General features: G+C 43.0%; 12 protein-coding genes. 5 read left to right on the plus strand and 7 right to left on the minus strand.

Annotated elements, in window-relative coordinates; genetic code table 11:
* The first annotated feature begins 280 nt into the window (after positions 1-280).
* A complete protein-coding gene (locus B5D54_RS04465; RefSeq protein WP_078925282.1) occupies positions 281-3,058 on the plus strand; it encodes an insulinase family protein in 2,778 nt (925 codons plus the stop codon).
* Here B5D54_RS04465 and B5D54_RS04470 read toward each other — a convergent pair.
* A complete protein-coding gene (locus B5D54_RS04470) occupies positions 3,055-3,648 on the minus strand; it encodes a VOC family protein (protein WP_078925283.1) in 594 nt (197 codons plus the stop codon). The genes B5D54_RS04465 and B5D54_RS04470 overlap by 4 nt on opposite strands.
* A gap of 207 nt (positions 3,649-3,855) precedes the next feature.
* Here B5D54_RS04470 and argS point away from each other — a divergent pair, with 207 nt between their 5' ends.
* Together argS and B5D54_RS04480 are read left to right on the plus strand one after the other, a co-directional pair.
* The gene (gene argS, locus B5D54_RS04475) at positions 3,856-5,589 is read left to right on the plus strand and encodes an arginine--tRNA ligase (RefSeq protein ID WP_078925284.1); all 1,734 of its coding nucleotides are present in this window, start codon (positions 3,856-3,858) and stop codon (positions 5,587-5,589) included.
* Positions 5,590-5,724: 135 nt separating this feature from the next.
* Positions 5,725-6,156, plus strand: a complete 432-nt coding sequence (locus tag B5D54_RS04480; RefSeq protein WP_078925285.1) for an HIT family protein — start codon at positions 5,725-5,727, stop codon at positions 6,154-6,156.
* 97 nt (positions 6,157-6,253) lie between these two features.
* Here the strand turns inward: B5D54_RS04480 and B5D54_RS04485 are convergent, their stop codons facing one another.
* The 5 genes from B5D54_RS04485 to znuA form a co-directional block, all read right to left on the minus strand.
* The gene (locus tag B5D54_RS04485; RefSeq protein WP_078925286.1) at positions 6,254-6,484 is read right to left on the minus strand and encodes a FeoC-like transcriptional regulator; all 231 of its coding nucleotides are present in this window, start codon (positions 6,482-6,484) and stop codon (positions 6,254-6,256) included.
* The gene (gene feoB / locus B5D54_RS04490) at positions 6,481-8,751 is read right to left on the minus strand and encodes a Fe(2+) transporter permease subunit FeoB (protein ID WP_078925287.1); all 2,271 of its coding nucleotides are present in this window, start codon (positions 8,749-8,751) and stop codon (positions 6,481-6,483) included. The genes B5D54_RS04485 and feoB overlap by 4 nt, the downstream gene beginning before the upstream one ends.
* A complete protein-coding gene (locus tag B5D54_RS04495) occupies positions 8,751-8,978 on the minus strand; it encodes a FeoA family protein (RefSeq protein ID WP_078925288.1) in 228 nt (75 codons plus the stop codon). The genes feoB and B5D54_RS04495 overlap by 1 nt, the downstream gene beginning before the upstream one ends.
* Before the next feature lie 556 nt (positions 8,979-9,534).
* Positions 9,535-12,873, minus strand: coding sequence for an AraC family transcriptional regulator (locus B5D54_RS04500; protein WP_078925289.1), 3,339 nt, complete (start codon positions 12,871-12,873; stop codon positions 9,535-9,537).
* 457 nt (positions 12,874-13,330) lie between these two features.
* A complete protein-coding gene (gene znuA, locus B5D54_RS04505) occupies positions 13,331-14,212 on the minus strand; it encodes a zinc ABC transporter substrate-binding protein ZnuA (protein ID WP_078925290.1) in 882 nt (293 codons plus the stop codon).
* An 80-nt stretch (positions 14,213-14,292) separates the two neighbouring features.
* Between znuA and znuC the strand changes: the two genes are divergently transcribed.
* Together znuC and znuB are read left to right on the plus strand one after the other, a co-directional pair.
* On the plus strand, positions 14,293-15,078 hold the full coding sequence (znuC, locus tag B5D54_RS04510) for a zinc ABC transporter ATP-binding protein ZnuC (RefSeq protein WP_078925291.1): 786 nt from the start codon (positions 14,293-14,295) through the stop codon (positions 15,076-15,078).
* Positions 15,071-15,853 (plus strand): zinc ABC transporter permease subunit ZnuB, encoded by a 783-nt coding sequence (znuB, locus tag B5D54_RS04515; RefSeq protein ID WP_078925531.1) that lies wholly within the window; start codon positions 15,071-15,073, stop codon positions 15,851-15,853. The genes znuC and znuB overlap by 8 nt, the downstream gene beginning before the upstream one ends.
* 57 nt (positions 15,854-15,910) lie before the next feature.
* Here the strand turns inward: znuB and sucD are convergent, their stop codons facing one another.
* Positions 15,911-16,783, minus strand: coding sequence for a succinate--CoA ligase subunit alpha (sucD, locus tag B5D54_RS04520; protein WP_078925292.1), 873 nt, complete (start codon positions 16,781-16,783; stop codon positions 15,911-15,913).

Genomic DNA, 16,783 nt, shown 5'->3' on the forward strand with positions numbered 1-16,783 from the left:
ATTAATACTAGCGATTATAACAGTATAAAATGGAAAGACCTCGATAGAGATAACAATCTCCCGAAAAGTCTTTTCGGTGATCAAAATGTTTGCCTGCTCAAAAATTTAATCCCGATTCATTGGCATCAACAAGTTTCAGACCCATACTAGTAACAACATAGGTCTAAATGCAAATCACGGCGTTACCGCAATTTCGTTATGATTAAAAGCAAAAGGTCATGAATACGATATTTTTTTGACACCCACTTATCCTTTCTTTTCCCTCAATTCGGAGAACCCTGTGCACATTAGCCCTAATGATTCTAATCGCTACCGTAATCTAACGTTGACCAATGGTTTGCGAGTGCTTTTGATCCATGATTCTAGCGCACAAAAATCGGCAGCAGCCTTAGCGGTAAAAGTGGGGCATTTTGATGATCCGATAGAACGCCAAGGGCTGGCACACTACTTAGAACACATGCTTTTTCTTGGTACAAAAAAATACCCAAAAAGTGGGGATTTTCAACAGTTCATTAGCCAGCATGGTGGCAGTAATAATGCTTGGACCGGAACGGAGCACAGTTGCTTTTTCTTTGATGTTTCCCCCAATACTTTTGATAAAGCACTTGACCGATTTAGCCAGTTTTTTATTGCTCCGCTCTTTAATGCCGAGGCCTTAGATAAAGAACGCCAAGCTGTCGATTCTGAGTTTAAACTGAAATTAAACGACGATTCTCGTCGGCTGTACCAAGTACAAAAAGAGACCATCAACCAAGCTCATCCTTTCGCTAAATTTTCGGTGGGGAACCAAGAAACCTTAGCTGATCGAGAAGGGCAGTCGATCCGTGATGAAATTATCGAGTTTTATCAAGATCATTACTCCGCAGATATAATGACGCTAACATTGTTAGGGCCACAGTCTCTGGATGAACTGGAAACGTGGGCGACCGATAAGTTCACGGAGATTGTAAATACCCAGCAAGCAAATAAAAATATTGTACCTCCCTTTGTAACCGAAGAGCACACCGGCCTACTGATCTCTATCGAGCCGCTAAAAGAAATTCGCAAACTGATCCTAAGCTTTCCGATGCCGAGTACCGATGCTTATTATCAACGAAAACCCCTCTCCTATTTTGCTCACTTATTAGGCTATGAAGGTGAAGGCAGCTTATTGATTGCGCTGAAAGAGCGCGATTGGATCACCTCTCTTTCTGCCGGAGGAGGCAGCAGTGGAAGTAATTATCGTGAATTTTCCATCAGCTGCACATTAACCGAGCAAGGTGTGACACATATTGAAGCGATCATTCAAGCCGTTTTTCAAACCTTAACCCTCATTCGTCAACAAGGGCTTAACGAGTGGCGTTACATGGAGAAAAGAGCCGTTCTCGAAGCGGCGTTTCGGTTTCAAGAAAATGCTCGTCCTTTAGACATGGTAAGCCACCTCGTTATTAATATGCAGCACTACTCATCTGCAGACATCATTTATGGTGACTACATGATGCAAGCTTATGATGAAAAATTGCTGCGACAGATTTTAGCGTATTTAACCCCTGAAAACTTACGCGCAACCCTTGTTGCCCAAGGCTTACACTATGATCGTAAAGCTCGGTGGTATCAAACGCCTTACGCAGTCCAAAAATGGACGCCACACCAACTTCAGCAATTTCGTTTACAAGATGTTCACTGGCCATTGAGCCTACCACCGAAGAATATTTTTATTTGTGAGCAGTTGGAGGCTAAACCGTTAGAACAACCACAAACTCAGCCACAAGTGCTTCAAGAACTACCCGGTTTTCGTTTATGGCACCTGCAAGAAAACGAGTTTAGGGTACCTAAAGGGGTGATTTATATCGCCATTGATAGCCCTCACTCCGTTGCCAATACGCGCAACATTGTGATGACTCGTTTATGTGTAGAGATGTTTCTTGATAGCTTAGCAAAAGAGACTTACCAAGCTGAAATCGCAGGAATGAGCTATAACATGTACGCACATCAAGGCGGCGTCACCTTGTCATTATCAGGGTTTAGTCAAAAACAACCGCAATTAATGAAAATGATTTTAGATAAATTTGCCTTGCGTGAATTTAGTGAACATCGCTTTCAAACAGTCAAACATCAATTACAACGGAATTGGCGTAATGCGGCGCATGATCGTCCAATATCGCAACTGTTTAATGCCATGACGGGGCTATTACAGCCCAATAATCCGCCTTATGGTCACCTGCTTACGGCGCTCGACACCATTGAGCGCCAAGAATTAGCCCCTTTTGTTGAACAAATTCTTAGCCAACTTCATGTAGAAATGTTTGTCTATGGCGATTGGCAACAGCAAGATGCGCAAGCCATGGCTGAAGTGCTCAAAGATGCATTAAGAGTGAGTAATCAATCTTATCAGGAATCATTGCGGCCACTGGTCATGCTCGGTAATAATGGTACGTTTCAATACGAAATCGACTGTGACCAAGATGACTCAGCCATTGTGGTCTATTACCAATCGCAAGAGATTACACCTCGTAATATTGCGCTTTACTCTCTGGCTAATCATTTAATGTCGGCCACTTTCTTCCATGAAATCCGAACCAAACAGCAGCTTGGTTATATGGTTGGTACCGGAAATATGCCTCTCAATCGCCACCCTGGTATTGTGCTTTATGTGCAATCGCCGAATGCGGCTCCTGCTGAACTGATTCGCTCAATTGATGAATTTCTTAACGCCTTTTACATGGTCTTACTGGAACTGAATGAATATCAATGGCATAGCAGTAAACGCGGGTTATGGAATCAGATTGCTGCCCCGGATTCCACATTGAGAAGTCGAGCGCAACGTTTATGGGTTGCGATTGGTAATAAAGATGAAACGTTTGATCAACGAGAGCAAGTTCTGGATGAACTTAAACAACTTCGCCGCTCAGATATGATTCGCTTCATCGTCAATGAGCTCAAACCAAGAACCGCTAACCGTTTAATTATGCATACTCAGGGTAACGCTCACCCCGATCATCAACCTCTTAAACGAGGAGAAACGATTAAATCAGCTTCCCAATTTCAACGCCGCCCCAAAGCCTGTGATTTAGGTTAGTGCTCCGATTGGATGATAGACGTTAAACTATGGGGGTGTAACTTAATACAGACCCCTTGCCACTTAAACGCCAGCGTAGGGTTAGCGAGACGCTCACCCTCTCCTTTCGGTGAAGACAGTTTGGTCTGAATACCCAATTTAGCCAATTGCTCCCACTGCTTAGCCAGTGATGGGAATTGACGTAAAATATCTTGCTGATACGCCTCTGCATTCTCAGCAGCAGAAGGAACAACAAACTCCACATGTTCCCAGCCTTGCTGAGGGTATGATTTTCCCTCAGCCGGATAAGGTAACTCTAGGCAATCAACCGACCAACCTTCACTCACCAAAGGTTGAGTTAACGCGAAAACAATAATCGGCCGCCCATGTATTTCTGCCATAGATAAAACATCGCCATGCTCTAACCATGCCTGATGCGCCGCTTCAGCCAATGACCTATCATTGATTCTTAACGCGATGTGATCCAATAAAAAAGAGGAAAGATCGAGCTGTAAAAGTTGGCAAAGTTGCTGAACTTTGCCCATAAAATCATTGAATTGATTTTTCATTTGTTGAGGATGAAGAGAAGATTCAATCAGTAAAGAACACATAGCCTTAGCCAAAAAGACGGATTTATCCGCTATGTTATCAACATTACATGGGGAAAGTAGAAAAATTCCTAATTTTCACCCTATAAGCCATTTCAGAATATTGCTATTATGTGCGCCAATTTATGAACAAGATCAAGATATGCATTCACACCTTTTGTGTGACATTAATGCATACCTCACCAATTCTCGGAATTGAAGGACACACGTGTGAATATTCAAGCACTGATTAATGATAAAGTCTCTCAGGCTCTTGAAGCCGCTGGTGCGCCAGCAGGGACACCTGCTGCGGTACGCCAATCCGCTAAACCACAATTTGGCGACTATCAAGCAAATGGCGTAATGGGTGCCGCCAAAAAACTGGGCATGAACCCACGAGAGTTCGCACAAAAAGTTCTGGATGTTCTCGATTTAGACGGTATTGCGAGCAAAACTGAAATTGCTGGCCCAGGTTTTATTAACATTTTTCTATGTGAGTCATTTCTAGCACAGCAAGCAGAACTTGCTTTAGCGGATGCGGCTTTGGGTGTTGCCAAAGAAACTCCGCAAACCATCGTTGTTGACTATTCAGCCCCCAACGTTGCCAAAGAAATGCACGTTGGACACTTACGCTCAACCATTATTGGAGATGCGGTCGTCCGTACTCTTGAATTCTTAGGCCATAAAGTGATCCGCGCTAACCACATTGGTGACTGGGGCACGCAGTTTGGTATGCTTATCGCCAACCTTGAAAGAGTGCAGCAGCAATCGGGTGAAGTCTCCATGGAATTGGCGGATCTCGAAGCCTTCTACCGTGAATCGAAAAAGCTATACGATGAAGATGAAACCTTTGCAGAAAAAGCACGTAACTACGTGGTTAAACTACAAAGTGGTGATGCTTTTTGCTTAGAAATGTGGAAAAAATTGGTCGATGTGACCATGATCCAGAACCAGCGCAATTATGATCGCCTCAATGTTTCCCTCACTCGAAATGATGTGATGGGAGAAAGCATGTACAACGATATGCTGGCTGGTATTGTTGCCGACCTTAAGCAAAAAGGCCTAGCGCAAGAAGACGATGGCGCACAAGTGGTCTTTTTGGATGAATTTAAAAATAAAGATGGCGAACCGATGGGCGTCATTATCCAAAAACGCGATGGCGGTTTCCTCTACACCACCACCGATATTGCTTGTGCAAAGTATCGTTATGAACAATTAGGGGCTGATCGCGTTTTATATTTCATTGATTCACGTCAGCATCAGCACTTGATGCAAGCTTGGACCATCGTTCGTAAAGCGGGTTATATCCCTGAAGCCGTCAGCCTAGAGCACCACGCCTTTGGGATGATGTTAGGTAAAGATGGCCGTCCATTTAAAACCCGTACAGGTGGTACTGTTCGACTCGCCGCTCTTTTAGATGAAGCAGAAGATCGTGCATTAGCTTTAATTGAAGCGAAAAATCCAGAGCTTTCTAATGAAGAAAAAGCTCAAATCTCAACAACGGTGGCGATGGCAGCCGTGAAGTACGCCGACTTGTCAAAACACCGCACCACGGATTACATCTTTGATTGGGATAACATGCTCGCCTTTGAAGGCAATACTGCACCTTATATGCAATATGCTTATACTCGCGTAGCCTCTATTTTTGCCAAAGCAGGCGTGGCGATGGAAAACCTGAATGGTGAAATCATCGTAAGTGAAGAAAAGGAAAAAGCCTTGATCGCTAAATTGCTTCAGTTCGAAGAAGCGGTTCAAGCCGTTGCTCGTGAGGGCCAACCACACATTATGTGTAGCTACTTATTCGAGTTGGCTGGTCAATTCTCCAGTTTCTATGAAGCGTGTCCAATTTTGGTGGCGAGTGAAGAATCCATCAAGCAGAGCCGTTTAAAATTAGCCGCCCTTACAGCGAAAACCATTAAGCAAGGTTTGGATCTTTTAGGAATTCATACGCTAGAACGGATGTAACCTTAACATTATCTCATGTCAAAAAGGTTGGCCGCTACGCCAACCTTTTTTCTCTCTATTCCCCTACGCTCTGTTGCGGATCTCTTTCCCTATTAGCGATATAATCTCATCATTGAAATATGATGGATTTGAGATATGCACTTTGAACTTCACCCTCAGCTAGCCCAAGATACCGATATGATTGGGCAATTTCCTCTCTGCTTAGCCTTACTTCATAAAGATGCGGCGGTGCCTTGGGTTATCCTAGTACCTAAAAAAAGCCCACTCAAAGAACTTCACCACCTACCAATGCAAGATCAACAGCAATTTTTACTTGAATCACAGGCTGTCAGCCAAGCTCTCGAAGCTTTATTTCAGCCAGATAAACTTAATTTAGGGGCTTTAGGTAATATCGTTCCCCAGCTGCATATTCATCACATAGCTCGCTTTACCACTGACTGTGCTTGGCCTGGGCCCTTATGGGGCAATACGGAAGGTGTGCAACGTAGCGATAAAGATCAACAAGAGATGCTACAGAAGTTACGTAATATTTTATCACTGAGTACGCTGTTCTCTTCCGAGGGATAAACCGATACCATTATTCCCACCATTAACGCTGATTCTTGACCTCTAATATAAAAAGAGCCGCATATGGCGACTCTTTTTAGTAAAGTAAACCATGACATTACATGGTGACGGTTAATGACAAGCTATTCTCACGATTTAAACAATACCGAACTCGAGTCACGTAATTCGCCGCATTGGTATCAATCAAACGTGAAATCACTCCTTTTTTGATCCATATGGCAAGCATTGCATCGACACCATCTTCACTCAGAGCAAAACGTTTAGCGAGATCTTTACGGGTTGCCGACCCTTGTTGTTCAATCGCCTGCTTTAGCTCAGATAAAATCATGCCAATTGTACCTCAAGTGTCTGATGTTTACGCCCCAGACGTTTCATGTAGTGGAACACCAAAACAGACGTCAACACAATTCCCAAAATCCAACCACCACTACTCACGGGGTGATCATTAAAATGCGCGGCTTGATAAAATAGAGCAGCGGCTCCATAAGCGAGCCCCATTGTCCATACAGCAATGAAACGAGCGTATTTCGCACCAAACTCACGCACATAAGCACCCATCGCCGCGACACAAGGTGTATATAGCAAAATAAAGATCAAATAAGAAAATGCGGCATAACTACTCACAAAATAGCTTTGTAAATTACCGAAAATTGAAGCATCTACCTCTTGATCTTCAGCAATTGCCTCATTATCCGTAAGGTCACCCACTTCAATACCTAACGGATCTGCAAAATTGAGACCCATTAAATTTTCAGGAATAGACATCACCGCCTCTTGCAAACTGGCGAGTAAATCAAACGCCTCTTCTTCCTCTTCAACAGAGGTATAAAGATTATTAAGCGTACCAACAACGGCTTCTTTGGCAAAAATTCCAGTAATAATACCAACCGTTGCTGGCCAGTTATCCTGATTAATACCAATAGGAGCAAATATCGGTGTGACAACTTGAGCCGCACTGGATAAGACAGATTGGTCGCTATCTTCATTACCAAAACTGCCATCTGTACCTAAAGAATTAAAGAAGCTCAAAATGGTAACCACAATAACGATGGTCTTCCCTGCTCCTAAGACAAAGCGCTTTAATTTTTGCCATGTTTTGATCAACACATTTTGTAAAGTCGGCAGTTCATAATCAGGCATTTCCATTAATAAACTATCGCTTGAGCCGGGGTATAAGGTTTTCTTTAATACCCATCCAGTAAAGACTGCCGCAGCGATGCCTAAGAGATACAGAATAAATACGATATTTTGTCCATTGTCTGGAAAAAAAGCCGCCGCAAAAAGTGCATAGACAGGTAATCGAGCGCCACATGACATAAAAGGTGCCATCGATGCCGCCAGTTTTCGCTCACGCTCTTGATCCAGCGTCCGAGTGGCCATAATAGCTGGCACATTACAGCCAAATCCAAGAACTAATGGAACAAATGCTTTGCCTGGTAAGCCTATCTTCTGCATTACTTTATCAAGCACAAATGCAGCACGCGACATATAGCCAGAGCTTTCGAGTAGAGCAAGGAAAATATACAGACAGGCAATGACTGGAATAAACGTTGCGACCGTTTGAATCCCCCCCCCCAAACCATCAGCCAGTAGAGTCACCAACCAAAGAGGAAGATGATCATCAAGCAGATAATGGCCGCCATCAACCAATAATGCCCCAACACCAATATCAAAGAAATCGATAAAAGCACTACCAATATTGATAGAGAACATAAACATTAAATACATAACAGCGAAAAAGAAGGGAATTCCTACCCATTTGTTTAAAATGACCTGATCCACTTTTTCGGTAAAAGTGTGGCTTAGTTTCCCTTCACTCCGACGAACTTGTTGACAACAATGATGTAAAAATGTGTATTTCACATCGGCAACAAGTAAATCAATATCCAGTTCACATTTCAGCTGTTCACTATGAATCCGATGGCGCTCTTCTTCCATACGCTCATTGAGCACTAATAAATCATTCTCTAACGCTCGAATGGCTAAAGCACGAGCGGACACTTCCTGCCCAGCAAAAATGGGCTCTAACTGTGAAATGGCCTGTTCAAACGCCATGCCATAATCGAGTTCTAACTGTTTAAGCGCAATACCTTGCACAACCCTTTTATGCAATCGCTCTTTAAAACGACGTACCTGATGTTTGTTATTTGCAGACAACGCTAAAACAGGACAACCCAGCAGCTGCTCCAATTTTTTGATATCAATACTTTGGCGCACACGCTTCAGTGCATCCATTTTATTTAGAACGACCACCATTGGACGCCCTAGCTCACGCAGTTGTAGCGTCATATACAGGCTACGTTCTAGGCAAGTTACATCAACCACGTTAATGATTAAATCAGCAGGGTGAGTGAGCACCGCACGAGACGCTATCGACTCATCAATACTATTGCTATCATTACCACTGTCTAGGGCATAAATACCCGGTAAATCTGTTACCCGAAACTCATCACCAGAATGACGATAGTGGCCCGTTTTCTTTTCAACGGTCACCCCTGCCCAGTTTCCAACCTGTTGCTTAGCACCAGTTAAGCCGTTAAACAGCGTTGTTTTACCGCTATTGGGGTTTCCGACAGTTAAAATTTGATATTCCATTATGCTTTCTCCACTTCCACCGCTGCGGCAATACTTTCCCGCATCGCAATAGAAACGCCTCTAACTTCAATCTGAAGAGGGTCTCCCATAGGAGCTCGACGAATAAGGGTAACTTGGGTATTTGGTAACAACCCCATTACCATTAGTTTTTTACGAATATCTATCGACAATTCATTCAACGCCACGATGAGGCCAGACTCACCTGCTTTCAATTCAGATAGTTTCATTGGTTGCCACGCAAACTGTATTGTAAATGAGAAGGATTTCTATTTCTTAGTTAAATGATACGCTTTAAAAACGTATGAATCATTGTGTGAAATCAAAGATCCCACAAATTAGCTCGTTACTTTCGCTAAAACAGATTCGTTAAAAACGTCAAAGAATTTATCCCTATCCATCGTGGTAGGGATAAAACTTTCGCCCGACAAGATAAAAGAATAAAATTTAAATAGAAAACAAAGAGATAGAAACAAACATCAAGAATGGCGGTTTTATCAGGTTACATTGTCGTTAATTTTATACGTGAAATAAGTAGCTTTAAGTATAGTCTTTTCATCAACGGGGTTTATCCCTACCGATAGAATTCCAGAGGTGATATGACACTGTCCATATCACTCCGGCAGCAAGCGAAGGTGTCATTGACACCCGTGGTATAGTCCCCCCGGCTATGCCACGATCTTTTTTTTCTATTGTTTTCATCCCTCTCTTCATTCTGGCCTGAAACCTTACGTTCAATTGACACCATAATAAAAATCCATCGCTATTCAATCTGAGGGAATCGGCTCAATGTGAGGAGGATGAAATCTCATCTTCAGTAAACTGTGATGGAGATAATCCAAAATGCAGCTTAAAGCGCTGACTAAAATAAGAGGGGTCATTAAAGCCACAGAGAAAGGCAACCTGAGAAATTTTCTCTCCACTCATTAATAAGCGACACGCTTGATCCAAACGATATTCTGTTAAGTACTCTTTAAATGTTTTTCCGGTCGCCTGTTTAAATCGGCGTTGTAGGCTGCGTTCAGATACGAACATTTGTGAGGCGGCAGTAGAAGTCGTAAAGTCGGGGTCTGCATAATGAGTCGCTATGATTTTCTCCAACTTCGCCAACCAATGAGATTCGGAAAGATCTGGTGCATAATGAATATCCACAGCAGCATCCGCCGTAGGTTGAACATAAGCAGGCCATTTCAGTTCAATCAAATTACGTTCAGAGGAAGAAAAATAGTTGAACTCTCCTCCGGTTAAATCAACCGCCTCAGGGAAGGTCAGAGCTCCATCATCATCAAACGTCACCATCTGCCAATCGAATCGCTCAGTCGATTCTGCACAGTCTGTTATGGTCACCACAACCCACTCTTTCTGTTGCCTCCCTGTAATCGACAACCTCTGATGTGGATGAAGACGCTCTAGCGCATCGGAAAAAATAGCGTTAAAAATAGCATCAAGACCCGATTGTTTAAGACAAATATCCGGAAGCCGATCAGGAAAATCGCAGACAACTTTAACCCCAAGCCGTTCAAATTCAGGCTTCCAACCTTCAAGTACGGTATCCAGTACCAGTTTTAACGGCTGATTAATACCACGAGAAACTTTGCCCTCATTTAACAGGCTGATTTGCTTAAACTGTGTCGTAAGCCTCTGAGCTAATGGTAACAGTGCATTACTTTTCTTGGTGATGGCCTCTTCTATCAGTAGCGTTAATAATGACCGACTCTTGGCTAACCAATGGTCAATCCATAACTGACGAATCTGCATTTGCTTACGTAACTGTTGATTATGGCTAATCAGAATTTTACTTTGTTGCTGGGCTTGACGTGTTTTTAATGCCACTTGCTGGCGTAAATCTTCATTAAGACGAATCATCACCCGAGCTCGCCAACGGATAAATAACACCATCAAAATCGTCAAAATAAGTAAATAGCCTATACATGCCAATAAAGAGAAATACCAAGGTTTCAGAACATGAAATCCCCAAGTAAATCTCTGTGTCGGTTCATTCTGGTTACGTAATGACAAGCGATACTCACCAGGGAAAAGGTGATCTAAGGTAAGATGAGGCCCTTCGAACGGCTGCCAATCATCATGATTAATTCGAAATTCAAGACGTTGATTACCAGTGAGTGATGCTGAACCAAAATGAAAGCTGATTGCCTTGCCATAATCCACTTCTAGTTTTTGTTGAGAAAGCCCACCAATATGAGTCGGTTGATAATCGATACTCACTTGACTCAATACAATAGGAGCGTTCGGAAGGGGGGTATCCGCTATCTCTTCGGCTTGCATATAAATAAGCCCGTGTGCAGAGGAAAAAAGCAGAGTTTCTTGGCCTCGCCCTCCACTGGCAGCACAAATCCCCGTTTCTAATTCATTATTGATTAGCCCATAAGGGGCACCAATCTGTTTCTGAATTGAGCCATCAAAGTGATAAAGCGTGATCCCTTGGGATGATGACAGCCACAGCCCTTGAGAGGTCAGTAATAAACACTTCAAACGAAGGTTATCTTCTACCAGAGGAAGGGCGATTGCCGGATGATTAAGAGAATGGAAACGAAAAAGACCAAATTCACTCAGAAACCAAAGCGTACCATTCGTTGCTTCAACCACTTGTAGGCTGCTACCATAAGGAGCACTCTCTTTGTAGTAGGTGATTTGATCGTTATCTAATCGATAAACCCCTTGTTCCGTACCAATCAGCAACCCATATTTTTGACTAGCATGCAACCAAGTGATGGTGAGTGGTGAATGGTGAAAGAACTGCCACTCTTGGCTAAAATCGACATAATGATTTCTCTGTGTCTGATAAGCCCAAAGCTGGTCACCAGAAGCTCCCCATAACGTACCTTGTTGATCTGCCGTTAAAAACTCAGTCTTATTATGGGGTAACCGACTGGGGATCGGGGACAAAGGTAACGGTGAGTTAGAAAGCTCATGGCGAACCACCCCATGATCTGTCGCAATCCAAAGTTGTTGGCCTATTTGCTGGACATCATTCACTTCCCCTTGATAGATCAGTGTTTTCATTTTGTCATTTTGCATATCCAACAAAAAAAGCCCTGTATGGGTAAGCATTAAATAGTGACTTGAACCCAGCAGAGGTTGTAATTTTTTAACGCTAGACACGATGCCATCTTGAGCGGCGTTATCGGTAAAATGACGAGTTAGCTTTTGACTAAAAAGTGAGAAATATCGAATACCTTTATTGGTTGCTATCCAGATACCACCACGTTGATCGTTAACAAGAGCATAAATTTTCCCACCTGGTAACCCATATTCAGTGGGCTTTATGCCAGAAAACTCCGTGATGTCATCTTGGCTTAATGAATAAATCAATAGCCCATTGTCGGTCCCTATCCAGTAAGCTTCCTCCGTTTCAATCATGCTAAAAACGGTAGAGTTTCCGATTTTTTTCACCACTTGATCAGGGTGTTCAATATCAATAACCAAAGCACCGTGGTGAGTTCCCACCAATAGATGGTTTCTTAGTGAAGAAAGAAATAAGCTTTCTATCGCATTCTTCCCTGATTGAGTAATGTGGGTAAATTGATTCTGTTTGGATAAATAGGTTCCAACGTTTGTCGCTAAAACCCATTTATTTCGAACATTCACCGCATCATTAATGATGATGTTACTGGCTTGATTGAGTTGGTAAAGTTTACTTAAAGAAAGGGTTCGTAATTCGCCATCTTCGAGATGATAAGAATAGAAAAAACGATTATCGGTTAACCAAAGGTAACCATTGGATGCACCAATATTTTTAATCACGACGCCGGGCGTTAAACTCAGAATCAGATCCGGTTCTCCTCCCGGATAAGTGCGATAAAGTTCGTTGTCAATAAAGGTCCAAAATGCCCCTTGCTGATAGACTAATTCCTGATAAGGTTTTGGTAAGACAGACCCTCGCCTTGGCAAAATGGTTTGCCCATCAAAGAAGACCACCTTGCCATGAATATCATGGATCCAAATCCCGCCTTCATCTCCTAAAAAAAGCTGTTTGGCGACAAACACTTTGCCCTGTAAAAAGGCCGGTAAAGGATAAAATATCGACGATGTCTGATCTAATGTTTGTGCTGATAGAGGTGAAACTCCAACCATCAAGAAGATAGCGAATAATATACGATACAAAATATTTCCTTTACCCGATAGAAAAAACACCCTAATCCCCTTACCTCGATGAGTGACAGAAAGCCAGTTATTTTCTATAGCGAATTAAATCATACTCGGGATGAAGTAAACCATCGAGTCTTGATTCCAATGAATCGTATTATCGTTCATGTCTTAGGGTGAATAGAGTGGCGGATGAGCAACTGTAGAGTATTTTATCGAAAAGAACTCAATTAGATAGAAATGATGAAGGAATATGTGATGCGGTTTATAGAGGTTTAATTGATAGAGTATCCAATAGGTCAACACGACCAAAGTATAAACTCGACATTCAGCCATTAGAATAATGGACAACAGATACGATTCTCATTTGAAACAATCGTATCCGGATGAGTACATCAGAACACGATTGTTATTATTTCTGTTTAGAATCAGATCCGGCTATCTTCAGACTGGGCCATTTAATGACCTCGTTCAGTCACTGAGATAAACAAGCGTAAAAGCTCTCTGCTAACTGATCAAGAAAAGTAAAATAGCTCCCCGTTTGTACTGGGATAGAGGAACCTAATGGGTCTAAAACACCAATATGAGCTTGGCTACCTCGTACCACCGTTTCAATCACAGCGGGTTGAAATTGCGGCTCTGAAAAAACACACTTGGCTTGGTTATTCGCTAAATCTCGGCGGATACTAATCAGTGTTTTGGCTCCCGGTTTCCGTTCTGGGCTTACGGTAAAGTGCCCGATATTATTAAGCCCATACCGTTCTTCAAAATAAGCATAAGCATCATGGAACACATAGTAAGGCTTAGTTTTTATCGAGGCCAGTTTTTGGGTAATCTTGCTATCTGTCGTCTCTAATTTTGCTAAAAATTGGACTAAATTCGCTTGGTAAAGCTTACTATGCTTTGGGTCAGTATCAATCAATCGCTGTACAATTGCTTGCGCGACGGTTTTGACTTGTTCAATTCCAAGCCAGAAATGAGGGTCATGAGTACCATGATCGTGACCATCATGAGCATGAGAATGGTCATCTCCATATGAACGCAAAGCTAAATTGGGAATAGCACTCAAGGTCAATACATTGCTGTGTTGACTTAATGATTTAGCTAGAAAAGGTTCGAGATCAGGCCCAAACCAAATCACGAGGTCAGCCTGACGAATCCGCTTTACATCTGACGGACGAAGCGCATAATCGTGCGGCGAAGCATTCGCAGCAACAAGAACATCAGGTGTGCTTACTTGAGCTGTCAGTTCATAAGTGATCATCTGAATGGGTTTTATACTGGTCAAAATATCGCTGGCCAACACCATTGAAGGTAATGTGGTTAGCATAGCGATCAGTGTCAATCTCGATAGCATGATATAATTTCCTGCTGGTAGCGTTCGTAGATTCGAAATGTTACATTATAACATCACTTAATTGCAAATGAGTTTCTTTCATGTCAACGCTAATTGAATTGCATGACATCTGTGTTGATTTCAATCAGCGCCGAGTTTTAGACAAGGTCAATCTGTCGCTCTCTCGCGGCAAAATCACAACATTAATCGGCCCTAATGGGGCAGGAAAATCCACGTTAGTCCGGGTATTACTCGGGCTACATCCGCAAGATTCCGGTTCCATCTCCCGAGGGGAGAATATCAAAATTGGGTATGTCCCCCAAAAACTCAAACTCAATGATACGCTGCCATTAACAGTTAATCGCTTTCTTCGCCTTGCAGGTAAGTACAGTCCGCAAGAGATCAATGAATCACTACTCTTAGTCGGCGCTGAACACCTTAATCACAGTGATATGCATAAATTATCGGGTGGTGAAAATCAACGGGTGCTTCTTGCACGCGCACTACTACAACGCCCCGATGTTTTAGTATTAGATGAACCAGCCCAAGGGGTCGATGTACAAGGGCAAATCGACCTTTATGATCTGATTGATGCGATTCGTCTTCGTTTTCATTGTGCCGTATTTATGGTTTCCCATGACTTACACTTAGTGATGGCAAAAACGGATGAAGTCATCTGTTTGCATCACCATATTTGTTGCTCAGGCTCTCCTGCTGATATTTCTCAGCATCCCAGCTATTTGGCATTATTTGGTCATCGCAGCCGAGAGACTCTGGCTTTCTATCAGCATAATCACCAACACCATCACGATTTAGCGGGTCAACCTGTTAAAGGAGATGCTCAAATTTGTTCTCACCATTCACACGGTCACCATCACCATGATTGAGTTTTTATTGCCTTCTATTGCTGCCGGAATCGGAATCGCTATTATTGCAGGGCCTTTGGGCTCTTTTGTTGTTTGGCGTCGAATGGCTTATTTTGGCGATACTCTCGCACATGCCTCCTTACTTGGTCTTGCTCTTGGTTTTTTGCTCGACATTAATCTCTACTTTGCCTTACTCATCTGCTGCTTGGGGCTTGCTATTATTTTAGTCACCATGCAAAGACAAAAACTGATTGCGACCGATACATTACTCGGCATTTTAGCTCACAGTTCTCTATCACTTGGCCTGATTGCGGTCAGTTTTCTCGATAATGTACGAATTGATCTCATGAGCTACTTATTTGGTGATCTCCTCGCAGTTAGCCCTATGGATCTCTGGTTTATCTGGAGTGGTGTCATTGCGGTAAGTGGATTGGTTTATCTCTTTTGGCGACCTTTGCTGTCCAGCAGTGTCAATGAAGAGTTGGCAAGTGTTGAAGGGGTCAACATTGAGTTAATGCGCTTGATCCTAATGTTGTTGATTGGCGTGGTTATTGCAGTTGGCATGAAGTTTGTGGGTGCGTTAATCATGACATCTTTGATGATCATTCCCGCAGCAACATCCAGACGTGTCGCCAAAACACCAGAGCAGATGGCACTGATTGCCTCTTCAATTGGCATTATTTGTGTACTGACAGGGCTTTCTTTTTCTTGGCAATTTGATACCCCGGCAGGCCCTTCTGTTGTCGTCAGTGCAACGATGATGTTTATGCTAAGCCAATGGATTAAACAACGTTAACACATGAAAAAGAGCCACCGATATCTGGTGGCTCTTTTTATCCATCACGATAAAGACTTACCAGCCTGTCACTTCACGTAAGGCTTGACCTATATCAGCTAGGCTTTTCACAGTTTTTACTCCGGCGGATTCTAGCGCTGCAAATTTTTCATCTGCCGTGCCTTTCCCACCAGAAATAATCGCTCCCGCGTGCCCCATTCGTTTACCCGGAGGCGCGGTTACACCTGCAATATATGAAACAACTGGCTTAGTCACATTCTCTTTAATGAAGGCAGCTGCTTCTTCTTCAGCGGTTCCACCAATTTCACCAATCATCACAATAGCTTCGGTTTCAGGATCTTCTTGGAACAGTTTTAAAATATCAATAAAGTTCGAACCTGGGATAGGGTCGCCGCCAATCCCCACACAGCTAGACTGACCAAAACCTTCATCCGTGGTTTGTTTCACCGCTTCGTATGTAAGGGTTCCAGAACGAGATACGATACCGACCTTACCTTTCTTATGAATGTGACCAGGCATAATGCCGATTTTACACTCATCCGGAGTAATCACTCCCGGACAGTTTGGACCAATCATGCGTACACCCGTTTCTTCCAACTTCACTTTTACGTCGATCATGTCAGTGGTTGGAATGCCCTCAGTAATGGTGACAATAAGCTGGATGCCAGCATCAATCGCTTCTAAAATCGCATCTTTACAAAATGGCGCAGGTACATAAATAACCGATGCTGTCGCCCCTGTCGCTTCGACGGCTTCACGAACGGTATTAAAGACGGGTAAACCTAGATGGGTCGTTCCACCTTTACCGGGAGATACGCCCCCCACCATCTGAGTGCCATAAGCGATAGATTGTTCAGAGTGGAAAGTTCCTTGACCACCAGTAAAGCCCTGACAAATAACTTTGGTGTCTTTGTTAATTAATACTGACAT

The sequence above is a fragment of the Vibrio cincinnatiensis DSM 19608 genome, assembly GCF_900167345.1.
Lineage (GTDB): Bacteria > Pseudomonadota > Gammaproteobacteria > Enterobacterales > Vibrionaceae > Vibrio > Vibrio cincinnatiensis.